The sequence below is a fragment of the Streptomyces sp. R-07 genome (assembly GCF_049913175.1).
GTDB lineage: Bacteria > Actinomycetota > Actinomycetes > Streptomycetales > Streptomycetaceae > Streptomyces.
In genome coordinates this window covers 8540779-8561077 of sequence record NZ_CP183978.1, presented here as the reverse complement: position 1 = coordinate 8561077, position 20299 = coordinate 8540779, and the positions used below count along the sequence as shown (strand labels likewise).

Below are 20299 nucleotides of genomic sequence, written 5' to 3'. Positions count from 1 at the left end.
GCCCGCCCCTGATCACGTGGCGGACCGTGCCCTCCGGGCACGAGGGACGATGGGGACGGAAAGACGGAGCACGAGGGCAGGAGCTTCCATGGCGAAGCGCGTTCATCAACCCCGCGAAGACGCGGAGTTCGATTTCATCCTCAGGATGAGCGGAGTCCCTGTCCTCGCGTACTTCACCGGGACTTGGCCCAAGGCGATCGAGGCCTGCCGGGCGATGGACCTCGTCGTGGGTGGCGTCGCCGACGAGTACACGGGCCGTCTGACGTCCGTCCGCGCCGACATCACGCGCTGTCCGGCCGCAACCCGGCGATACGGGATCACCGGAGCCCCGTCCTACGTCCTGCTGAAGGACGGGGAGGCGGTGGCGCACGGGTCGGGCCCCATGACCACCGCCGAAGTCGGAGCGTTCCTCGACAGCCACCTCTGACACCCCCTGCAGTGGGTCCGGCAAGGACGGCCCGGGTTTCAGCCCTTCGCCCGCCCCGCGATGCCGTCCAGGACCCGGTCGAGCCCCCACGCGTACTGCTCGTCGGAGACGAACCGCGCGATCGTGTCCGCCGCCTCGGCCGTACGGGGGTAGCGGTCGGCGGGGACGGCGCGGAGCTGCTCCCGGCGGGTCGCCACCCGCTCGACGATCGGTGGGGCCGGTGCGGGTGAGGGGAGTTCCGCGGCTTCCAGGGCGATCGCTCCGAGGACCTGGACGATCAGCAGGTACGAGGCACGGGCCGCCTCCGTCGGATCGAGGCCGGCGTCCGCGAGGACCGCGAGGAGGGCCTCTCCGAGCGCGAGGGCGTGAGGGCCGTCCATCGGGCCGGATAGCAGCAGGTGAACCGCTCCCGGGTGGGCGAGCAGGCGGTGCCGCAGATCGGCGGCGAGCGCGTGGATACGGTCCCGCCACGGCGTGTCGCGGACGGTGAGGGCCGCGAGGTCGGTCTCGCCGAGCAGGTGCTCGACGACCGCGCCCACCACTGCGGCACGGTCCGGGAAGTACGTGTAGACCGCGTTCGGCGCGAGTCCCAGTTCGGCGGCGATCCCCCGGATGCTCACCGCCTCGGCGCCACGGGCGCCGAGCAGCCGCATGGCCGCCGCGACGACCTCGCCCTCGCGGACCGCCCGCTTCCGGCCCCTCTTCGCCGGCGACGCGTCCTGTGCCATCCGTACGCCTCCTCACCTGTCCCGACTCGAAACCTTGACGAGCCATTTTTGCACGGCGTACATTAATTGCACAGCGTACAGAAATTGGAGGCGGTCCTCATGCACGTCCCCTCGCCCGTCCCCACCCGCGGCCCCGAGCGCCCCGCCCTGCGTGTCTGGATCCGTTGGACGGCCGGGTTCCTGGCGTTCCCGATCGCCGGGCTCGCCGGCCGCGCGGCGGCCGGTCCGGTCGACGACGCGATGAGCGCCCTGGCCGGCGGGGTCGTGACCGGGGCCGTGATCGGCGCCGGGCAGGCGCTCGTCTCCTCCGGCCGGCTGGACCCGGCGCGATGGTCGGCGGCCACCGCCACCGGCAGCGGACTCGGGCTCCTGCTGGGTGCCGCTCTGGTCGACTACCGGACCGACCTCGGTTCACTGGCGTTCATGGGCGCCGTCGAGGGCGTCCTGCTCGGTACCGCCCAGGCCTGCGCCCTCCCGCACACCGCGCGCCTACCGTGGCTCTGGGCGGTGGCGATGCCGGTCCTGTGGGCGGCGGGCTGGACGGTGACCACGCTCGCCGGCGTCGGCGTGGAGGCGCGGTTCACCGTCTTCGGCGCCACCGGCGCCCTCACCTTCTCCGCCCTCTCCGGCATCCTGCTCCACAGACTCCTGCCCGCCAGTCCCCCCGGCCGGACCACCGGCCCGGACTCCCCACGCGAGGTCGACGCATGAAGCACACCACCACCCCCCGTCACGTGATCTTCGGCTCCGGCGCCGTGGGTACGGCCGTCGCCGAGGCACTGGTCCGCCAGGGCGAGTCCGTCCGTGTCGTCAACCGCTCCGGCCGCGCGGACGTCCCCGACGGTGTCGAGGTGGCCGCCGGCGACGCGGCCGACCCCGCGTTCACCACCGCGGTCGCGGCCGGCGCGGCCGTCGTCTACCAAGCGCTCAACCCCGCCTACCACCGCTGGCAGCAGGAGTTCCCCGCACTCCAGGCCGGCGTACTCGCCGCCGCCGAGGCCACCGGCGCCCGCATGGTCTCGATGGACAACGTCTACAGCTACGGCGAGCCCGGGGGCCGCCCGTTCACCGAGGAGACCCCCGACGCCGCGACCACGCGCAAGGGCCGCCTCCGCGGCCGGATGACCCAGGACCTGCTCGCCGCGCACAAGGCCGGTCGCGTGGAGGTCGCGATCGGCCGCGCCTCCGACTACTTCGGGCCTCGCGGCGGCGCCCAGTCCAACCTCGGCGACCTGGTCTTCCCCGCCCTCCTCGCCGGCCGGACCGCCACCGTCCTCGGCGACCCCGACCAGCCCCACACGTACACCTTCATCCCCGACATCGGCGAAGCACTCGCCCTCCTCGGCCGCCACCCCGACGCCGCGGGCCGCGTCTGGCACCTCCCCAACGACCCGCACACCCGCACCACCCGCGAACTCATCGGCCTCGCCCACCACGCCACCGGCCGCCCCGGCGCCCCCCGGCTGCGCCGGATGCCGACAGCGGCCCTGTACACGATGGGCGCGTTCAACCGGACCGTGCGCGAACTCATCGAAATGCAGTACGAGTTCGCGGAGCCGTTCGTCGTCGACTCCAGCCTCATCCGCGACCGCCTCGGCGCCGAGGCCACCCCGGCCGAAGAGGCGCTCGACCGGACCGTCGCCGCCTACCGCGCCCTCGGAAAGTGAACTCCCCCTCCGGTGGGTCGGCCTCCTCAAGGGGGATCGCGCAGCTGGAACCCGGTTCTGATGCACTCGGCACCCAGGCGTAGCCGTGGGCGGCCGCCACGCGCGTGGCGTGCTGACGGTCATGGAGCTCCGGTGGGGGCCCGACGGAACAGGCGGGCCCGCCCTCGCATGCGAGGGTGGGCCGTTGCCGCAGGCCGTGCGCGGGCACGGATGCGGGGGTCGTTCCGAGCGCTACCGGTTGCCGGACGCGGACACAGGTCAGTGGACGCCGAGGTAGGCGAACTCCGGGCCCTCCTCCCAACCCGCGTCCGAGCAGGAACCGGTGAAGATCGTTCCGTACACGGCCGGAACGCCGGTCGTCGCGCAGTGGGAACTGAAGCCGGAGCCACCGCCGGAGAAGTTCCCGGCTCCGACGCCGTCGTGGGCGAGCGCGGCACCGGCACCGCCGAGCAGAATTCCCACGGCCAGGACAGACGCGGCAAGAGAACGCATGACTACTCCTCAAGTGTGCGAATGACGTGCCAGAAAGTGACCGTCGCACGGTCAAACGGCATATGTAGCCGCGAGACACGGCGTCTCACTCCAATGCCGGACAGCGGATCACGGTGCCCGCGGAGGCGCAGAAACGATGCTCTCCAGTGGCCCGTTGAGAATCTTCCTCACCGCAGTGACCTGGCGTTCGCCAGCCGCTGAGGCCACTCCCAGCTCCTCGACCAATACGGCGGTCAGGGTGCGTCGCCCTGCCAGTCCCAGCGGTTGCGCTCGCCCGAGCGCGGCTCGTACAGGGCTCGGCCGCCGGGGCCGAACCGGCCGATGTCGGTCATCAGCGCGACACCGGTCTTCTCGTCCGCCGTCCAGCCGGTGACGTCGAGGAGGAGACCGTCCAGCGGCCCACCCACCAGCTCGGCGTAGACGTGGCCGGGCTTCGGGCCCGGGTCGGGATCTTCGTGGTCGCTGCCGTACACCCGGCCGCGCATCAACTGCTCGTCACCGTTCACTGGTCCAGCCTCCCAGCCACCACTGACAGTCGCCGGGCCGCGGGCGGGCTGGGGGCGGGCCCCCCGGGCCGGGAGCGTCGGGTCCCCCAGAGGGCGGCGGGCGGCTCGCGGCGGTGCCGCGTCCGTCGCCCGGGGAAGCGGTGCCGGAGGACTGCGGGCTTCAGGTGGCGGTGGGCCAGGTCCGCAGCAGGGCGGCGATCCTCCCGGCAGTGCAGGCGGGGTCGAGGAGCAGATCCCTCAGGGCGATGGCGTCCTGGCGGGCGGGCGTGACGGGGATTCCGGCGGCCACGAGGTACATGACGCCGGTAGCGGCGGCGACGGCAAGATTGGAGCGCTCCAGCCAGCGACACCGGCCCAGGGTGTGCACCAGGGCGGCGGCTTTGGCGTAGGGACCGTCGTAGACGGGCTCCTCGAACAGTTCCGCCCGGTGGCGGGCGACGGCCGAGATCGGAACGCCGTAGTCGTCGGGGGACGGGTCATTCGCTCCGGCGACCTCGGCGACCTGCAGGATCCAGGGAACGTCGATATGCAGTTCCATCAGGCCGCGTGTGCTCCCCGGGGCGTCTGCTCGCCTTCCTCGGCCTCGTCGAAGACCGTCTGGTGTTCTGCCAGGAAGCGGGCGGCAGCGTCCACCGCGCGGGCGCGCAGGCCGCTGGCGTCGTCCTGCACCAGCCGGGCCAGGTAGTCCCCGACGCTGAGCCCCAGGTCCGCGGCGCGCTTCTTCGCGAGCTCCGCGACGTCCTCGTCCACGCGCGCACCCAGCTGTGTCTTCGCCATACGAGGCATGGTAACAGCCGTTACCATGCCTGCCAAGGCTTCGAAGCCCAGAGCTGGGAGACCACTCCAGTCGGCTCGAGCGGTGCTCTGTCGTCGCGCTCCCCGCGGCCTGGAGCCGCACGCCCGGCGGTGGCGGATCCTGCCCTCGCGGCACAGCTGCTCCGGCCGGCCTCATGCAAGGGAGGCGATACGGGCACCCCGCCTCGGGCCCGCGCCGCCACGTGCCCGACCCGGCCACGTCATCGGCGCCAAGGGCTACAGCCGCTTTCTGCGCGTCGTCGCGGGTGGCCGGGTCCGAGAGAGTCCTTTGGAGAGGAACTTCACCTCCGGGAAGGCCGTGCTGGGGCCGTCGAGCAGGTGCCCACCACGATGCCGCAGGTGCCGGTCGAAGAAGGGGGCGTGGTCCGGTGGGCCCGGGCAGCACGAGTCGAGACGCGCCGGAGGCGGTCGCAACCGCCCACGCCTGGCGCGCTGCGCTGAGCGGCACGGCGCTCCCGACCCCCGCCGCCAGCGCGGCCGTGAGCATGCGACGGCGCGTCAGGTCCATGCGGGTGGTCGATGTGTTGGTCACGTGTCCTCCCCGGAGATTCTTTGACGGTGTTCGGCGTCCGGCTGCTCGGGGTTGCTCTCCGGACGCCGGTGGGCGCCGCTCACGGCTCACCACGGCGTGCCGGCGTCCGGATCAGGACTCCGTGGTCGAGCCGCCTTGTTCGATCTGGTGGATGAGTCGTTTGAGCTGGGTGACCTCGTCCTGCAGTGCCCGGGAGCCGGGCGGGGTGAGGGAAATCCAAGTGCGGGCCCGTTTGCCCTCGTAGCCCTTCTCGATGTCGATCAGTCCGGCCTTCTCCAGGACGGTCAGGTGCTGGCTGAGATTCCCGGCGGTGAGTCCGAGCGCCGTGCGCAGGAAGCCGAACTCGACGCGGCGCGCCTGGTGGGCGACCGTGAGGATGCCGAGGCGGACGCGCTGATGGACCACGTCGTCGAGGCCGGTGACGGGGTGCGGATCAGGCTGATCGGTCATGATGCGCTGCGCCGCGGCAGTTCGGCCAGGGCGAATCCGACGGCGCCGAGCAGGAGGAGCGCGCCGGGGACCGCGAAGTGGGGCAGGGCGGGCCAGGGAGAGTCGACGGACATCCCTGCCCAGCCGCTGGTGAGCGGCACCAGCTCGACGGCCAGGTACGCCGCGGTGAGCAGCAGCAGGGCAAGGCTGCGCTCCACCCAGGACAACACCAGCAGTGGCAGCCCGACGGCCATGGCGTTCCCGGCGAGTCGTTCGATGAACTGCGTCACTCCGGAGGCCGGATCGAGGTGCAGGCCCCAGAAGTCGATCTGGTCGCCGGGCTGCGCCACTCCCTGCCGGAGGCTCCAGTACGCGGTGGCGCTCGCCATGCCGACCAGGACGATCCCCGTGAGGATGTACGGCCGGATCCGGGTGCCTACGCCGCGCTTGCGGGAACGGCGGACGTAGAAGAACGCCGTGGCGGCGTAGGCCAGGGCCAGGCCGACGGGCCAGTAGACCGGCGAGCCCTGCCTGATCAGGGTGCACCCGGTGCCTGCCGCAGGAGCGGTCACCGGACAGGGAACGGTCTCGACCGTCAAGGTGAAGTGGCTGACCAGGATTCCGCCCAGGGTGAGCAGGCCGAGCAGCAGGAGGGGAAACCAGGTGCCGCGCTGGGCGGCACGGACCTTGCGGGTCAAGTCGCCCAGGTCGGCGAGGACTTCATGGGGCGTGCCCGGCGAGGGCATCGATGTGTCTGCCATGACGGCAGCTTTGCATCACAAACTAGTTGTGGCAAGAGAGTGGGCGGGTCGGCTACCCCATGCCGGGTGTGGCCCCGAGGTCCCGCAGGCTCCTGCTTGACGTGACGGGACGGGAAACTTAACTTCTCGGGACCGAGTACCTGGAGTACGCCATGAGGCCCCTTGTCCGCACCGCAGCGCTGAACGGCTACGTCGAGCTGAGCCGCTCGCTCGGCGTCGACCCTCAGGTGCTGATGAAGCGCGTGGGGCTGGACACCGCGGACCTCGCCGTCCAGGACCGATGGATATCCGGCACGGCCGCGGTCCAGCTCCTGGAGCTCTCCGCGGCCGCGTCACACCACGACGACTTCGGCCTGCGCATGGCGGAGCTCCGCCGCTTCTCCAATCTCGGCCCCCTCAGCCTGGTCGTCCGCGAGGAGCCCGACGTACGCAGTGCGCTGGGACTGCTGCTCCGGCACGAGCACATGTACAACGAGCTCCTGCACACGCGACTGTCGGAGCGGAACGGTCTGGCCACCCTCAAAGTCGACCTGAGACTCGGCGACACGATGCCGGCCCGGCAGGCGACGGAGCTGGTCGTGGGCGCCTTCACCCGCATTCTCCGGGGATTCCGTGACGCGCGGTGGCAGCCGCTCTCCGTCTGGTTCGCCCACCGGGCTCCGGCGGACCCCGGCAGGCATCGCCGCCTGTTCGGCCCCGGCCTCGAGTTCGACCGCGAGTTCAACGGCATGGTCTTCTACGCCGACGACCTCGACGCCCCCAACGCCATGGCGGACCCGCAGCTCCGGAACTACGCCCGGCAGTACTTCGACACCATCGCCGCGACCCCCCGGGACACCTCGGTGGTGGACCGGGTGCGCGAGCTCATCGAGGCCCTGCTGCCGACCGGCAGATGCTCGATCGAGCAGGTCGCCCGCAGCCTCGGTGTCGACCGGCGCACCGTCCACCGCCACCTGGCGCTCTCGGGAGAGACGTTCTCGTCACTGCTCAACGCCACGCGGATGCGGCTCGCGGAGCAGGTCGTGGCCAGTCCCCGCCGTTCACTCACGGAGATCTCCGACCTCCTGGGCTTCTCGTCCCTGAGCGCGTTCTCCCGGTGGTTCCGCGAGCAGTTCGGGCGCAGCCCGAGGGAGTGGCGCAAGGAGAAGGGCCAGGAGCAGGAGCAGGACTCCGGCCGGGGCTGACGCCCACGGCAGGACGACGGTCGGCCGGCGCCTCTGCCGCAGGGCCCGCTGTCCCGAAATGACAAGTCCCCCGTCACCACGGGTCAAGCAGCCGCGTTCACCCGCCTCTACTTTGGCTGCACCGCCTACAAGGTGGTCGCCCCCCGGAGGGGAAGCCGGGCCGCTCCCCCGCAGCACGCTCCCCTCCGGGCCGGTCGATCACGACCGGGCCTGTGCGCCCGACGTCACCGACGTTCACGACGTACTCGACGTTCCCCCCGACCCGCTCCAGCCCCTGGCGCCCGAATGCTCCGACATCACGGACGTCGGTGGTCACGGTGGGTCGTCACCCGCACACGAAGGAGAAGGACCGTGCATTTCCACGACGACTCGCTCTTCCCCGAGAACCAGGACAAGCTGGTCATCCAGGCTGCCCCGTACGGGCCGGAGTGGCTGCCCGGCGACGCCGACGACCTGCCCCTGACCATGGACGAGCACGTCCAGGCGGCCGTCGACTGCTACAACGCCGGCGCCACGGTGCTCCACATCCACGTGCGCGAGCTCGACGGCAAGGGCTCCAAGCGGATGTCCATGTTCAACGAACTCCTCGGCCGACTGCGCGAGGCCGTGCCGGACATGGTCCTGCAGATCGGCGGGTCGATCTCCTTCGCACCCGAGGGCGAGGGCGCCGACGCGAAGTGGCTCAGCTACGACACCCGCCACATGCTGGCCGACCTCACCCCCGCGCCGGACCAGGTGACCATCGCGATCAACACCAGCCAGATGAACATCGTCGAGATCATGACGGACGAGGACCTGGAGGGCACTTCGATCGCGAAGCCGGAGTACTACCGGGCCTACCGGGACATGGTCGTCGAGGCCGGCCCGGATTTCTACCTCGAACACCTCAGGCGCCTCAAGGAGAGTGGCATCCAGCCGCACTTCCAGCTCGCCACCATGGCCCAGTTGGAGACGGTCGAGCGGCTCATCCGCGCCGGCGTCCACACCGGGCCCCTCGTCCTCAACTACGTGGCGATCGGCGGCGGTTTCGCCGGACGGCACCCCGCCGATCTGATCGAGTTCATCCGCCGCGTCCCGGACGGTGCGGTCCTCACCATCGAGAGCTCCATGCGCGCGGTGGCGCCGATGAACGCGATCGCCATCGCCCTCGGGGTGCACGTCCGGGTGGGCAACGAGGACAACCTGTGGCGGCGCAAGGGCGAGCGGATGTCGTCCGTGGAGCAGGTCGAGCAGATGGTCCGGATCGCGGACGCCGTAGGACGCGACATCGCGACCGGTCCGGAGGCCAGGGAGATCTACAAGATCGGCGAGTCCTACGCCGACGCCGACGAGACCCTCGGCCGTCTCGGCATGGTCCCGAACCGCGTGCCCGGCCGGCGCGGCTTCATGCTGCGCGACCTCGAGAGCTGACCCGGCAACCGCCGCCGTAGCCGAGAATTCCCACCCACGAGCATCCGGAGCAAACCCGTGGCACACGCCGTCCGCTTCTACGAGACCGGTGACCCCGACGTCCTGACATGGGAGGAGGTCACCGTCGGCGACCCCGGTCCGGGCGAGGTGCGCATCCGGCACGTCGCCGTCGGCCTCAACTTCGCCGACACCTACTTCCGTACCGGTCTCTACCCGGTCCGGCTGCCCGACGGCATCGGCGTCGAGGCGTCCGGCGTGGTCGAAGCCGTCGGCGAGGGCGTCACCCACGTCACCGAGGGCGATCGCGTGACCTACACCGGCAGCCCGCTGGGCGCCTACTCCACCGAGCGGGTCATGCCCGCCTCACACCTGATCAAGCTGCCTGACGAGATCAGCTGCGAGACCGCCGCCGCCATGACCATGCGCGGGCTGACCACGGCGTACCTGCTGCGCCGGATCCACCCGCTGAAGGCGGGTGACACGGTGCTGCTCCACGCGGCGGCGGGGGGCGTCGGCCTGATCGTCTCGCAGTGGGCCAGGCTGCTCGGCGTCACCGTGATCGGAACGGTCTCCAGCGAGGAGAAGGCAGAGATCGCCCGGGCCCACGGGTGCGAGAACATCGTCTACTACCGGCGCGAGAACGTGGCCGAGCGGGTGCGGGAGCTGACCGACGGTACCGGAGTGCCGGTCGTCTTCGACAGCGTCGGCAAGGACACCTTCGCCGGCTCGCTGGCCTCGCTCCAGCGCCGGGGTCTGCTGGTCTGCTTCGGCACCGCGTCCGGACCCGTGCCGCCGATCGACGCCATGCGACTCGCCGTCAGCGGCTCCCTGTTCGTCACCCGCCCCGCTCTGGCGGACTACATCGCCGACCCCGCGGAGCGGGACGCCCTGGCAGGCGAACTGTTCGGCCACGTCGCCTCCGGACGCATCAAGATCGAGATCAACCAGCGCTACTCGCTCAAGGACGCGGCCCAGGCGCATCGCGATCTGGAAGCCGGACGGACGACGGGATCCTCCGTCTTCCTCGTCTGAGCGCCCCACGAGGTACCGGGACCGACCTTCATACCCACAGTCGCCTTCACCCGAGAAGCCACCTTCACACCAGGAGTGTGCGCCTTGCCCCAGACCCTCCGCCCCGGCGAACCCGCTCCCGATCCGGTGCGCCCCGGCGTGCTCCGCGCCTCGATCGAGGTCGAGCCGCTGACCTGCATCCTCGGCGCCGAGATCTCCGGCGTGAGCCTCGCCGACGCCGCCCTTGACGACGACCTCTTCGCCGAGATCAAGAGCCTGTTGCTGCGGTACAAGGTCCTGTTCCTGCGCGACCAGGACATCACCCGCGCCGAACACGTCGCCTTCGCTAGGCGTTTCGGCGAGCTGGAGGACCACCCCGTCGCCGGAAGCGATCCCGACCACCCGGGTCTGGTCCGTATCTACAAGGACCTGGACAGTCCCGCCGAGCACTACGAGAACGCGCTGCACGCCGACGGGACCTGGCGCGAGAACCCGTCCATGGGGGCCGTGCTGCGCTGCGTCGAGTCGCCTCCGGTGGGCGGCGACACGATCTGGGTCGACATGGTCGAGGCGTACAAGCGCCTCCCCGAGCACATCAGGGCACAGATCGAGGACCTGCGCGCCCGGCACAGCATCGAGGCGACCTTCGGCGCGATCCTGCCGGAGGAGGAGCGCCACGCGCTGAAGGCCCGGTTCCCGGACGCCGAGCACCCGGTGGTCCGCACCCACCCCGAGACCGGCGAGAAGATCCTCTTCGTCAACGCCTTCACGACGCACTTCGTCAACTTCCACACGCCCCAGAACGTGCGCTTCGGCCAGGACTACGCGCCCGGGGCGAACCTCCTGCTGAACCATCTGATCAGCCAGGCCGCGGTCCCCGAGTACCAGGTCCGCTTCCGCTGGCGGAAGAACAGCGTGGCCATCTGGGACAACCGCTCCACCCAGCACTACGCCGTCCAGGACTACTGGCCCGCCGTCCGCAAGATGGAGCGCGCGGGAATCGTCGGCGACAGACCGTTCTGACCCCTTTCCTCCAGAAGCAGTCGAGGTGATGACAATGGAGTTTCACACCACTGCGGACGCCGCCCCGGGGGCCACGGCCTCCTCGGGGTGGCCGGTGTCCCGACGCTACGCCTGGGTGGTCTTCGCGCTGAGCTTCGGACTCCTGCTGTCCGACTACATGTCCCGGCAGGTGCTCAACGCCGTCTTCCCGATACTGAAGGCCGAATGGCTGCTGTCCGACGCCAGACTGGGTTCGCTCAGCGGCATCGTGGCACTGATGGTCGGCCTCCTCGCCTTCCCCCTCTCGCTGGTGGCCGACCGCTGGGGCAGGGTGAAGTCCCTGGTCGTCGCCGCCATGATGTGGAGCCTGGCGACCCTGGGCTGCGCGGTGGCAGCGAGCTACGGCCAGATGTTCCTCGGCCGACTCGTCGTGGGCATAGGTGAGGCGGCCTACGGAAGCGTCGGCATCGCCGTCGTGTTGAGCGTCTTCCCCGTCGCGATGCGGGCCACCCTCTCCGGCGCCTTCATCGCGGGAGGTGCCTTCGGCTCGGTCCTGGGTGTGGCGATCGGCGGCGCCGTCGCCCAGCAGTTCGGCTGGCGCTGGGCGTTCGGCGTGATGGGCGTCTTCGGGCTGGTGCTCGCCCTGCTCTACGCGGTCGTGGTCACGGAGAGGAGACTGACGCCGCGGGGGCAGTCGGCCGGCACCGGCGACAGCAGCGGCTCACACGGTCGGCTCAAGAGCCTCCTGCCCCGCCTGTTCTCCTCCGTGTCCGTGGTCAGCGCCTACGTCGGCAGCGGACTGCAGCTGTTCGTCGCCGGCTCGCTCATCGCCTGGCTGCCCAGCTACTTCAATCGCTACTACGACATGCCGCCCGCGAAGGCCGGGGCGACCGCGGGCCTCTTCGCCCTGGTCATCGGAGTCGGCATGATCCTCGGCGGGATCGCGTCGGATCGGCTCAGCCGGCGGTTCCCGGTCCGGAAGTGGGCTGTCGCCATCACCTGCAGCCTGGGATCCCTGGTCCTTCTGGTGATCACGTTCCGCCTGCCGTCCGGTCCGGTGCAGCTTCTGGTCCTGGCACTGGGGACCTTGCTGTGCGCGGGAACGGCCGGACCGGGGGCGGCCATGGTGGCGAACCTGACGCCGGCGGCCGTCGCCGCGACGGCGTTCGCCACCCTCACCCTTGCCCAGAGCCTGCTCGGACTCGCCCCCGGCCCGGCCGTCACGGGGCTCCTGGCGGACCGCATCGGACTGCTCCACGCGCTCCAGCTCGTCCCACTCGTGGCGATCGGGGCCACGGCGGCCTTCCTGATCGGCCGCCACTGGTACGAACGCGATCTGCGCCGCCTCATCGGACCCACCCCGGCGGCGGAGCCCGAGCAACCATCGGAGGTGTCCGTATGACCACGCCCCCGCGGCCCACGGTCGTGATCGTCCCCGGCATGCGCGACCACGTCGAGGACCACTGGCAGACCCTGCTGGCTCAGCGGCTCATCGAAGGCGGCCGCACCGTCCGTACCGTTCCACCACCGGTGGAGAACCGTCTGTTCCGCGACGCCCACGTCGCCCTCCTGGACGAGGTCATCGCCCAGACCACGGGACCCGTCGTGTTGGTCGCCCATAGTGCGGGCTGCATCACCACGGTGCAGTGGGCCCGATGGCACGACGCCGACGTCCGTGGCGCCCTGCTGGCCGCGCCCCCGGACTTCGACACACCCCTCCCGGCCGGCTACCCCACCCCGGGCGAACTGAAGAAGTCCGGCTGGACCCCGGTGCCTCGCGGCCCCCTCCCCTTCCCCAGCGTTGTCGCGGCCAGTTCGACCGATCCGCTCGCCTCCCTGGAGCGCGTCGCGGACCTGGCCCGGAACTGGGGCAGCCGCCTGGTCGAACTCGGTGACGTCGGGCACCTCAACCCCGCCTCGGGCCACGGCCCATGGCCCGGGGCCGAGGAACTCGTCGAGGCGCTCGACCACGGCTGGTGCCGTTCGGCACCGAAACCGGCCCCATAGACCGCAGGCCCTCCCGCCCACCACGCAGCCCCCGGAAAGGCACTGATGAACACCGACACCGACCTGTTGTGGTCACCCGGTCGCCGCGAGCTGGAGGACTCCAACATCGCGTGCTTCATGACGTGGCTGGAGGAGGTCCGGGGGCTGCGCTTCGCCGACTACGCCGAGCTGTGGCGGTGGAGCTCCACCGACCTGCCCGGATTCTGGTCGGCGGTGTGGGAGTTCTACGGCCTCGACGCCGTGACCCGCTACGACGAGGTGCTGGCCGACGCGTCGATGCCGGGCGCCTCCTGGTTTCCGGGCGCACGGCTGAACTTCGCCGAGCGGTGCCTGGCCCGGGCCACGGATGCGCGTCCGGCGCTGGTCGCCGTGACGGAGGGCGGCACGCCCGTCGAGATCTCGTGGGAACGGTTGCGCCGAGAGGTCACCGACGTCGCGGGGGCTCTGCGAAGGATGGGGGTGGGGCCTGGTGACTGCGTCGCGGGATATCTGACCAACCTCCCCCAGGCGGTGGTGGCGCTCCTGGCCACCGCCGCCGTCGGCGCCGTATGGACGGCATGCTCACCCGACTTCGGCACGCCCAGTGTGCTCGCCAGACTCGGGCAGGCCCGTCCGACGGTCCTGGTGGCGGCCGACGGCTACCGTCACGGGGGCAAGGAGTACGACAAGCGCCCGGCGGTCGCCGAACTCCTGGACGGCCTGCCGACCGTCCGTCATCTCCTGGTCGTCGAGCATCTCTTCCCGACTCCGGCCGCAGCGTGGTCGGCGCAGGCCGACGTCGATCAGCACGCCTGGTCCGAGCTACCGTCCGCCGAGGAACCGCTCGTCTTCGCCGACGTACCGTTCGACCATCCGCTGTGGATCCTGTGGTCGTCAGGCACCACCGGTGTGCCCAAGGGCATCGTGCAGGGCCACGGCGGCATCGTCGTGGAATTGCTCAAGGCGCTCGGGCTCGGTGCCGACCTGCGTCCCGAGGACCGCTACCTGTTCCTCACCTCCACGAGCTGGATGGTCTGGAACTTCCTCGTCGGCGGCCTGCTCCACGGCAGCACGGTCGTCCTCTACGACGGCAGCCCCACCTTCCCCGACGTCAACGGCGCCTGGCGCGTCGCCGAGCAGACACGGGCGACGATGGTCGGGGTGGGCGCGGCCTACCTCGCGGCCGTGGAGAAGTCCGGCGCCCATCCCGCCGCCGAGTCCGACCTCGGCGCGCTGCGCTCCATCCTCCAGACCGGCTCCGCCCTGGCCCCGAGCACGTGGCGCTGGGTCCACGACCGCCTCGCCCCCGGGGTCCGGCTGCAGTCCATCTGCGGCGGGACCGACATCTGCTCCGTACTGGCCGGCGGCTCCCCGCTGCTGCCGGTACGGGTCGGCCGGATCCAGGGCCCCGCCCTCGGCGTCGCGCTCGCGTCATGGGACGACGCCGGGGAACCCCTCAGCGGCGAACAGGGTGAGCTGGTGGTGACCGCCCCGCTGCCGTCCATGCCGCTCCGCTTCGTCGACGACCCCGACGGCGCCCGCTACCGTGCCAGCTACTTCGACACCTACCCGGGAGTCTGGCGGCACGGCGACTGGGTCACGATCCACCCGGACCTGTCGGTCGTCGTCTCCGGCCGCTCGGACTCCACCCTCAACCGCATGGGCGTACGGATGGGCTCGGCCGACATCTACGCCGTCGTCGAGCAGCTCCCCGAGGTCGCGGACAGCCTCGTCGTCGGGGTGGAACGGGAGGACGGCGGCTACTTCATGCCCCTGTTCGTCGTGCCCGCCGAAGGCTCGGAGCTCGCCGACGGCCTGCGCGAACGGATCGCCGCCGCCATCCGCCACCGCCTGTCCCCGCGCCATGTGCCCGACGTGATCGTGCCGGTTCCCGCCGTGCCGCGCACCCTGACCGGCAAGAAGCTCGAAGTCCCCGTCAAGCGCATCCTGCAGGGTGCGCGCATCGCCGACGTCAGCAGTGAGGGTTCCGTCACCCATTTCGAACTACTCGCCTGGTTCGCCGACTTCGCGGCCCGGACGGCCCACCAGGGCGCCGGCCGGTAGGCGCAGGACGAACCCGCGGGCGCGCCGGCGGTCGGCGGTCGGCGGTCGGCGGTCGGCGGTCGGCGGTCGGCGGTCGGCGGTCGGCGGGATGCGCTCGGCGGTATGCGCTCGGCGGGCGGCAGCCACGGCCCGGCTGTGCCGAGCGCGTCCACCACCGGGCCGTACGGGAACGACTCTCCGTGAACTCGGCCAGTAGCTTCTCGGTGGCGTCGGACATGTGCACACGTCGCCCAGGCGGGTCGTTCTCGTAGAGTGGCTTGCCGCTACCAGCCAGGGGGAATCAGACGTGACCGAAGCCGCTCAGGACACCGGTGCGGCGAGCGCTGCTCGCAACACGCCTGCTCGGATCAGCATCTGGGTCGCCCTGATGGGAGCCGGTCTGATCGCGGGCGTCTTCCTGACGCCGATGTTCTGGCTGCTGTACGGCGGGTTGTACACGTTCCTGGTGTTCGCGTCCGGGGTTGTCGCAATCCCCGCCGGGCACCTCGGCCGCCGTCGAGGCAAGCAGCTGGGCGGCCGCGACCGCGGCATCGCGCTGCTCGGGATCGTGACCGGTTGGATCCTGATCCTCTTCAGTCTGCTGCTGGTCCTGGCCTACGCGGGACTCCTGGCAGGGCTGGCGTACCTCGCCGACTCCACTTCCTGAGCCGCCCCGCTTCCTCGGCGTCCTGCTCGTGCGGATTCGCCGTTGACGTCGTGCTGCCTCCCGGGGACGGGTCATGCGCCTCCGGGCCGCCCTGACGGCGAGCGTGGAACTACGGGCAGGCCTTCAGCCGGACGAGGCGGTCCCGCGCCTGGGTGCGGACCGCCTCGTGCCGTCACGAGCCCGCACCTGGGTGCGGGACCGCCCCGGTCACCCCTGGCCACGCGTACCGCCTGGCCCCGCTCCCCCAGTCCCCCAGTCCCCCAGTCCCCCAGTCCCCCAGCAGAGCCTCGCCCACGCAGAGCTGTCCCATATGCACTATTTGCCCATCACTGGACGTGAGACAGAACACTCTCCGTAAGGCATTGCGCATGGGTCGGGCGGCCCCGGGCAGGCGGCTGAACCGCCGGTACTTCCGGCAGGGGGACTCAAAGGAACGAAGGGCCGTACACGACGTGACCGCAGCACAACAGACCATCCATGTCGGCGGCGAGTGGCGCTCAGCCCTCTCCGGCGCCACGCGCGACCTCATCGATCCCGTCGACGCGACCGCCTTCGCGGTGGTGGCGGAGGGCGGTGTCCAGGACACCGACGACGCCGTGGCCGCGGCACGAGCCGCGTTCGACGACGGCGCCTGGCCTCGTACGCCGGCTCCCGAGCGGGCCGCTCTGCTGCGACGGGTCGCCGCCCTGCTCGAGCGCGATCGGGAGCGGATCGGCGCCCTGGAGAGCCAGGACGCCGGCAAGACGCTGGAGGAGGGCCGCATCGACGTCGACTGTGTCCGCGACGCCTTCCTGTACTTCGCCGACCTCGTGGCGAACGAGGACGGCGGACGCGTCGTCGACGCCGGTTCGGACGAGATCCGCAGTGTCGTCGTGTACGAGCCGGTCGGGGTCTGCGCCCTGATCACGCCGTGGAACTACCCGCTGCTCCAGGCCAGCTGGAAGATCGCGCCCGCCCTCGCCGCAGGCAACACCTTCGTCATCAAGCCCAGCGAGATCACCCCGCTGAGCACCGTCGTCCTGGTCGAACTGCTGCTGGAGGCCGGACTGCCGCTCGGCGCGGCCAACATCGTCACGGGCCCCGGCGGCACCGTCGGCGCCCGGCTCGCCGAGCACCCCGACGTCGACCTCGTCTCGTTCACGGGCGGTCTCGTCAGCGGCACGAAGGTCGCCAGGGCGGCCGCCGACAGCGTGAAGAAGGTCGCCCTGGAACTGGGCGGAAAGAACCCCAACGTCGTGTTCGCCGACGCCTGTTCGACGCCCGAGGGCTTCGACACCGCCGTCGACCAAGCACTGAACGCCGCCTTCATCCACAGCGGCCAGGTCTGCTCCGCGGGCTCCCGCCTCATCGTCGAGGAGTCGCTGCGCGAGCGTTTCGTCGCCGAACTCGCCCGCCGGGCCGGGCACATCCGGCTGGGCCGCGGCACCGACGAGGGCGTCGAGTGCGGTCCGCTGGTCTCCGCGGCCCAGTTGGCGCGGACCGAGGAGTACGTCGCCTCCGCCCTCGACGAGGGCGCGGTGCTGCGCGCGGGCGGCGAGCGGCCGGCCGGTCCCGGCTACTTCTACCGGCCCACGGTCCTGGACCGGTGCCACCGCCGTATGCGGGTCGTCCGCGAGGAGGTCTTCGGCCCCGTCCTGACCGTGGAGACCTTCCGTACTGAGGAAGAGGCCGTGGCCCTCGCCAACGACACCGAGTACGGCCTCGCCGGAGCGGTGTGGAGCTCCGACGAGGACCGTGCCCGACGCGTCGCGGCCCGGCTGCGCCACGGCACCGTCTGGATCAACGACTTCCACCCCTATCTGCCCCAGGCGGAATGGGGCGGCTTCGGCAAGTCCGGCATCGGCCGGGAGCTGGGCCCGAGCGGCCTCGCCGAGTACCGCGAGGCCAAGCACATCTACCAGAACCTCGCTCCGCGCCCCGTGCGCTGGTTCGCGGGCGAGACGCTGAAGGAGCAGGCGTGAACGACCAGCACGTGTACGACTACGTCGTCGTCGGCGGCGGCACGGCGGGCTCGGTGATCGCCTCCCGGCTGACCGAGGACCCGAACGTCAGCGTCGCCGTCATCGAGGGCGGTCCCAGCGACGTCGGCCGCGACGACGTCCTCACCCTGCGCCGCTGGATGGGCCTGCTCGGCGGCGAGCTGGACTACGACTACCCCACCACCGAACAGCCCCGGGGCAACTCGTACATCCGGCACAGCCGGGCACGCGTGCTGGGCGGCTGCTCCTCGCACAACACCCTCATCGCGTTCAAGCCCCTTCCCTCCGACTGGGACGAGTGGGCCGAGGCGGGTGCCGAGGGCTGGGACGCGGCGGCCATGGACCCCTACTTCGCCCGGCTGCGCAACAACATCGTCCCCGTCGACGAGGCCGACCGGAACGCGATCGCCCGGGACTTCGTCGACGCGGCGCAGACCGCGCTCGGAGTTCCGCGCGTCGAGGGCTTCAACCAGCGGCCCTTCCACGAAGGCGTCGGCTTCTTCGACCTCGCCTACCACCCGGAGAACAACAAGCGGTCGTCCGCGTCCGTCGCCTATCTCCACCCGTTCCTGGACCGGCCGAACCTGCACATCGCCCTGGAGACCTGGGCGTTCCGGCTGGAGTTCGAGGGCACCCGCGCCACCGGTGTGCACATCCGCACCAAGGAGGGAACGGAGCACGTCGTACGCGCCCGGCGTGAGGTCCTCGTGTGTGCGGGCGCCGTGGACACCCCGCGCCTGCTGCTGCACTCCGGCATCGGGCCGCGCGCCGACCTGGAGAAGCTCGGCATACCCGTCGTGCACGACCTGCCGGGCGTGGGCGAGAACCTGCTCGACCACCCCGAGTCGGTCATCGTGTGGGAGACGCACGGTCCGATCCCGGAGAACTCCGCCATGGACTCCGACGCCGGGCTGTTCGTCCGCCGGGACCCGGAGTCCGAGGGGCCGGACCTGATGTTCCACTTCTACCAGATCCCCTTCACCGACAACCCCGAGCGCCTGGGCTACGAACGGCCCGCGCACGGAGTGTCGATGACCCCCAACATCCCCAAGCCGCGCAGCCGCGGCAGGCTCTATCTGACGAGCGCCGACCCCGAGGACAAACCCGCGCTCGACTTCCGGTACTTCACCGACGAGGACGACTACGACGGCCGGACCCTCGTGGACGGTATCCGCGTCGCCCGGCAGATCGCGGCGAGCGAACCGCTGGCCGGCTGGCTGAAGCGCGAGGTGTGCCCGGGCCCGGAGGTCACCTCCGACGAGGAACTCAGCGCGTACGCCCGTCATGTCGCGCACACCGTCTACCACCCGGCCGGAACCTGCCGGATGGGGGCCGCCGACGACGAACTCGCCGTCGTCGCGCCCGATCTGAGGATCCGGGGCCTGGACGGCATCCGGATCGCCGACGCGTCCGTCTTCCCGACCATGACCGCCGTCAACCCGATGATCGGCGTGCTCATGGTCGGCGAGAAATGCGCCGACCTGCTGGGAGGCACCACACGATGACCACTACGCCGCACACCACATCGCCGCGGGACCCGGCGGAATCCGTCTTCTCCGTACGTGACCTGTGGAAGGTCTTCGGCCCGAAGGCCGAACGCGTGCCCGCCGACCCGGAGCTCGGAGCGCTCGACGCGACCGAGCTGCGCGAGCGCACCGGCTGCACCGCCGCCGTCCGCGACGTCTCCTTCGACGTCCGCAAGGGCGAGGTCTTCGTCGTGATGGGCCTCTCCGGCTCGGGCAAGTCCACGCTCGTACGCTGCCTGACCCGGCTCATCGAGCCGACCTCGGGCACGATCACCATCGACGGCGAGGACGTCCTGTCCATGGACTCCGGACGGCTCCGCGAGCTGCGCCGGCACCGGGCGGCGATGGTCTTCCAGCACTTCGGGCTGCTGCCGCACCGCTCCGTGCTCGACAACGTCGCCTACGGTCTGGAGATCCAGGGCGTGGGCCGCGGCGAACGGCGCGAGCGGGCGGCGGAGTTCGTCGCGAAGGTCGGCCTTGACGGCATGGAACACCGCAGGCCGAGCCAGCTCTCGGGCGGTCAGCAACAGCGGGTCGGACTGGCCCGCGCGCTCGCCGTCGATCCCGAAGTCCTGTTGTTCGACGAGCCGTTCAGCGCGCTGGACCCGCTCATCCGACGGGACATGCAGGAGGAGGTCGTACGCCTGCACCAGGAGGAGGGACGCACGATGGTCTTCATCACGCACGACCTCAGCGAGGCCCTGAAGCTCGGCGACCGCATCGCGCTGATGCGCGACGGCCGCATCGTGCAGCTCGGGACGCCCGAGGAGATCGTGGGCGCGCCCGCCGACGACTACGTCAGGGACTTCGTCCGGGACGTGCCGCGCGAACAGGTGCTGACCGTCCGCTCGGCGATGCGTCCCGCGCTCGCGGACGAGTACGGCGCCGGGCCCTCGCTCGCGCCGACCGCCACCGTCCACGAGGCGATCGAGGCCGTCGCCCGTACCGGAGCGAACGCCCGGATCGTCGAGGACGGCCGGTGCCTCGGTGTGGTCGACCACGCGGGACTCCTCGGTGTCGTCGCCGGGGTCCCGGTCACGACAGGAAAGGCGGTGGCCTGATGTACGCCCATACGACCTGGCCGCCGCCGGGCGGCACGACCCGCGCCGCCGCCGGGGGAACGCGCCGCACCG

At 71.2% G+C, this 20299-nt stretch carries 21 protein-coding genes; 14 read left to right on the top strand and 7 right to left on the bottom strand.

Annotated elements, in window-relative coordinates:
* The first annotated feature begins 88 nt into the window (after nucleotides 1-88).
* The gene (locus ACN9M0_RS39060) at nucleotides 89-427 is read left to right on the top strand and encodes a thioredoxin family protein (RefSeq protein WP_426405220.1); all 339 of its coding nucleotides are present in this window, start codon (nucleotides 89-91) and stop codon (nucleotides 425-427) included.
* Between the two features lie 38 nt (nucleotides 428-465).
* On the opposite strand, the gene ACN9M0_RS39055 is transcribed toward ACN9M0_RS39060, so the two are convergent.
* Nucleotides 466-1155 carry a TetR/AcrR family transcriptional regulator gene (locus tag ACN9M0_RS39055; protein ID WP_426405219.1) on the bottom strand — a complete coding sequence of 230 codons (690 nt, stop codon included), beginning with the start codon at nucleotides 1153-1155 and terminating at the stop codon, nucleotides 466-468.
* Nucleotides 1156-1254: 99 nt separating this feature from the next.
* Here ACN9M0_RS39055 and ACN9M0_RS39050 point away from each other — a divergent pair, with 99 nt between their 5' ends.
* A complete protein-coding gene (locus tag ACN9M0_RS39050; RefSeq protein WP_426405218.1) occupies nucleotides 1255-1866 on the top strand; it encodes a hypothetical protein in 612 nt (203 codons plus the stop codon).
* Nucleotides 1863-2822 carry an NAD-dependent epimerase/dehydratase family protein gene (locus ACN9M0_RS39045; RefSeq protein WP_426405217.1) on the top strand — a complete coding sequence of 320 codons (960 nt, stop codon included), beginning with the start codon at nucleotides 1863-1865 and terminating at the stop codon, nucleotides 2820-2822. Before ACN9M0_RS39050 ends, ACN9M0_RS39045 begins: the two co-directional genes overlap by 4 nt.
* Nucleotides 2823-3080: 258 nt before the next feature.
* Here ACN9M0_RS39045 and ACN9M0_RS39040 read toward each other — a convergent pair whose 3' ends face one another.
* The 6 genes from ACN9M0_RS39040 to ACN9M0_RS39015 form a co-directional block, all read right to left on the bottom strand.
* Nucleotides 3081-3314 (bottom strand): hypothetical protein, encoded by a 234-nt coding sequence (locus ACN9M0_RS39040; RefSeq protein WP_366042204.1) that lies wholly within the window; start codon nucleotides 3312-3314, stop codon nucleotides 3081-3083.
* A 233-nt stretch (nucleotides 3315-3547) separates the two neighbouring features.
* Nucleotides 3548-3799, bottom strand: coding sequence for a hypothetical protein (locus ACN9M0_RS39035; RefSeq protein ID WP_366042219.1), 252 nt, complete (start codon nucleotides 3797-3799; stop codon nucleotides 3548-3550).
* Between the two features lie 181 nt (nucleotides 3800-3980).
* Nucleotides 3981-4358: a fic family toxin-antitoxin system, toxin component gene (locus tag ACN9M0_RS39030; RefSeq protein WP_366042205.1), complete on the bottom strand. Its 378-nt coding sequence runs from the start codon at nucleotides 4356-4358 to the stop codon at nucleotides 3981-3983.
* The gene (locus tag ACN9M0_RS39025) at nucleotides 4358-4597 is read right to left on the bottom strand and encodes a hypothetical protein (RefSeq protein ID WP_366042206.1); all 240 of its coding nucleotides are present in this window, start codon (nucleotides 4595-4597) and stop codon (nucleotides 4358-4360) included. The genes ACN9M0_RS39030 and ACN9M0_RS39025 overlap by 1 nt, the downstream gene beginning before the upstream one ends.
* A gap of 682 nt (nucleotides 4598-5279) precedes the next feature.
* The gene (locus ACN9M0_RS39020; RefSeq protein ID WP_366042207.1) at nucleotides 5280-5618 is read right to left on the bottom strand and encodes a winged helix-turn-helix domain-containing protein; all 339 of its coding nucleotides are present in this window, start codon (nucleotides 5616-5618) and stop codon (nucleotides 5280-5282) included.
* Nucleotides 5615-6358: a hypothetical protein gene (locus ACN9M0_RS39015; RefSeq protein WP_366042208.1), complete on the bottom strand. Its 744-nt coding sequence runs from the start codon at nucleotides 6356-6358 to the stop codon at nucleotides 5615-5617. The genes ACN9M0_RS39020 and ACN9M0_RS39015 overlap by 4 nt, the downstream gene beginning before the upstream one ends.
* A 152-nt stretch (nucleotides 6359-6510) precedes the next feature.
* On the opposite strand from ACN9M0_RS39015, the gene ACN9M0_RS39010 reads away from it, so the two are divergent.
* The 11 genes from ACN9M0_RS39010 to ACN9M0_RS38960 all read left to right on the top strand — a co-directional run bounded on the left by ACN9M0_RS39010 (nucleotide 6511) and on the right by ACN9M0_RS38960 (nucleotide 20227).
* Nucleotides 6511-7542: an AraC family transcriptional regulator gene (locus ACN9M0_RS39010; RefSeq protein WP_426405216.1), complete on the top strand. Its 1032-nt coding sequence runs from the start codon at nucleotides 6511-6513 to the stop codon at nucleotides 7540-7542.
* 351 nt (nucleotides 7543-7893) lie between these two features.
* Nucleotides 7894-8952 carry a 3-keto-5-aminohexanoate cleavage protein gene (locus ACN9M0_RS39005; RefSeq protein ID WP_366042210.1) on the top strand — a complete coding sequence of 353 codons (1059 nt, stop codon included), beginning with the start codon at nucleotides 7894-7896 and terminating at the stop codon, nucleotides 8950-8952.
* A 57-nt stretch (nucleotides 8953-9009) separates the two neighbouring features.
* Nucleotides 9010-9984, top strand: coding sequence for a quinone oxidoreductase family protein (locus ACN9M0_RS39000; protein WP_426405215.1), 975 nt, complete (start codon nucleotides 9010-9012; stop codon nucleotides 9982-9984).
* Between the two features lie 84 nt (nucleotides 9985-10068).
* Nucleotides 10069-10986 (top strand): TauD/TfdA dioxygenase family protein, encoded by a 918-nt coding sequence (locus ACN9M0_RS38995; RefSeq protein WP_426405214.1) that lies wholly within the window; start codon nucleotides 10069-10071, stop codon nucleotides 10984-10986.
* A 34-nt stretch (nucleotides 10987-11020) separates the two neighbouring features.
* Nucleotides 11021-12367, top strand: coding sequence for an MFS transporter (locus ACN9M0_RS38990; protein WP_426405213.1), 1347 nt, complete (start codon nucleotides 11021-11023; stop codon nucleotides 12365-12367).
* Nucleotides 12364-12972: an RBBP9/YdeN family alpha/beta hydrolase gene (locus tag ACN9M0_RS38985; RefSeq protein ID WP_366042215.1), complete on the top strand. Its 609-nt coding sequence runs from the start codon at nucleotides 12364-12366 to the stop codon at nucleotides 12970-12972. The genes ACN9M0_RS38990 and ACN9M0_RS38985 overlap by 4 nt, the downstream gene beginning before the upstream one ends.
* A gap of 45 nt (nucleotides 12973-13017) precedes the next feature.
* The gene (locus tag ACN9M0_RS38980) at nucleotides 13018-15015 is read left to right on the top strand and encodes an acetoacetate--CoA ligase (protein ID WP_426405212.1); all 1998 of its coding nucleotides are present in this window, start codon (nucleotides 13018-13020) and stop codon (nucleotides 15013-15015) included.
* Nucleotides 15016-15301: 286 nt separating this feature from the next.
* Nucleotides 15302-15661: a DUF4190 domain-containing protein gene (locus tag ACN9M0_RS38975; protein ID WP_426405211.1), complete on the top strand. Its 360-nt coding sequence runs from the start codon at nucleotides 15302-15304 to the stop codon at nucleotides 15659-15661.
* A 452-nt stretch (nucleotides 15662-16113) separates the two neighbouring features.
* The gene (locus ACN9M0_RS38970) at nucleotides 16114-17622 is read left to right on the top strand and encodes an aldehyde dehydrogenase family protein (RefSeq protein WP_366041984.1); all 1509 of its coding nucleotides are present in this window, start codon (nucleotides 16114-16116) and stop codon (nucleotides 17620-17622) included.
* Nucleotides 17619-19145 carry a GMC family oxidoreductase gene (locus tag ACN9M0_RS38965; protein ID WP_366041985.1) on the top strand — a complete coding sequence of 509 codons (1527 nt, stop codon included), beginning with the start codon at nucleotides 17619-17621 and terminating at the stop codon, nucleotides 19143-19145. The genes ACN9M0_RS38970 and ACN9M0_RS38965 overlap by 4 nt, the downstream gene beginning before the upstream one ends.
* On the top strand, nucleotides 19142-20227 hold the full coding sequence (locus ACN9M0_RS38960; protein ID WP_426405210.1) for a quaternary amine ABC transporter ATP-binding protein: 1086 nt from the start codon (nucleotides 19142-19144) through the stop codon (nucleotides 20225-20227). The genes ACN9M0_RS38965 and ACN9M0_RS38960 overlap by 4 nt, the downstream gene beginning before the upstream one ends.
* Nucleotides 20228-20299: the final 72 nt, after the last annotated feature.

Bases quoted from the DNA above. Each gene is read 5' to 3' on its own strand.
- ACN9M0_RS39060 (WP_426405220.1), top strand. From the start codon at position 89: ATGGCGAAGCGCGTTCATCAACCCCGCGAAGACGCGGAGTTCGATTTC.
- ACN9M0_RS39055 (WP_426405219.1), bottom strand. From the start codon at position 1,155: ATGGCACAGGACGCGTCGCCGGCGAAGAGGGGCCGGAAGCGGGCGGTC.
- ACN9M0_RS39050 (WP_426405218.1), top strand. From the start codon at position 1,255: ATGCACGTCCCCTCGCCCGTCCCCACCCGCGGCCCCGAGCGCCCCGCC.
- ACN9M0_RS39045 (WP_426405217.1), top strand. From the start codon at position 1,863: ATGAAGCACACCACCACCCCCCGTCACGTGATCTTCGGCTCCGGCGCC.
- ACN9M0_RS39040 (WP_366042204.1), bottom strand. From the start codon at position 3,314: ATGCGTTCTCTTGCCGCGTCTGTCCTGGCCGTGGGAATTCTGCTCGGC.
- ACN9M0_RS39035 (WP_366042219.1), bottom strand. From the start codon at position 3,799: ATGCGCGGCCGGGTGTACGGCAGCGACCACGAAGATCCCGACCCGGGC.
- ACN9M0_RS39030 (WP_366042205.1), bottom strand. From the start codon at position 4,358: ATGGAACTGCATATCGACGTTCCCTGGATCCTGCAGGTCGCCGAGGTC.
- ACN9M0_RS39025 (WP_366042206.1), bottom strand. From the start codon at position 4,597: ATGGCGAAGACACAGCTGGGTGCGCGCGTGGACGAGGACGTCGCGGAG.
- ACN9M0_RS39020 (WP_366042207.1), bottom strand. From the start codon at position 5,618: ATGACCGATCAGCCTGATCCGCACCCCGTCACCGGCCTCGACGACGTG.
- ACN9M0_RS39015 (WP_366042208.1), bottom strand. From the start codon at position 6,358: ATGGCAGACACATCGATGCCCTCGCCGGGCACGCCCCATGAAGTCCTC.
- ACN9M0_RS39010 (WP_426405216.1), top strand. From the start codon at position 6,511: ATGAGGCCCCTTGTCCGCACCGCAGCGCTGAACGGCTACGTCGAGCTG.
- ACN9M0_RS38990 (WP_426405213.1), top strand. From the start codon at position 11,021: ATGGAGTTTCACACCACTGCGGACGCCGCCCCGGGGGCCACGGCCTCC.
- ACN9M0_RS38985 (WP_366042215.1), top strand. From the start codon at position 12,364: ATGACCACGCCCCCGCGGCCCACGGTCGTGATCGTCCCCGGCATGCGC.
- ACN9M0_RS38980 (WP_426405212.1), top strand. From the start codon at position 13,018: ATGAACACCGACACCGACCTGTTGTGGTCACCCGGTCGCCGCGAGCTG.
- ACN9M0_RS38960 (WP_426405210.1), top strand. From the start codon at position 19,142: ATGACCACTACGCCGCACACCACATCGCCGCGGGACCCGGCGGAATCC.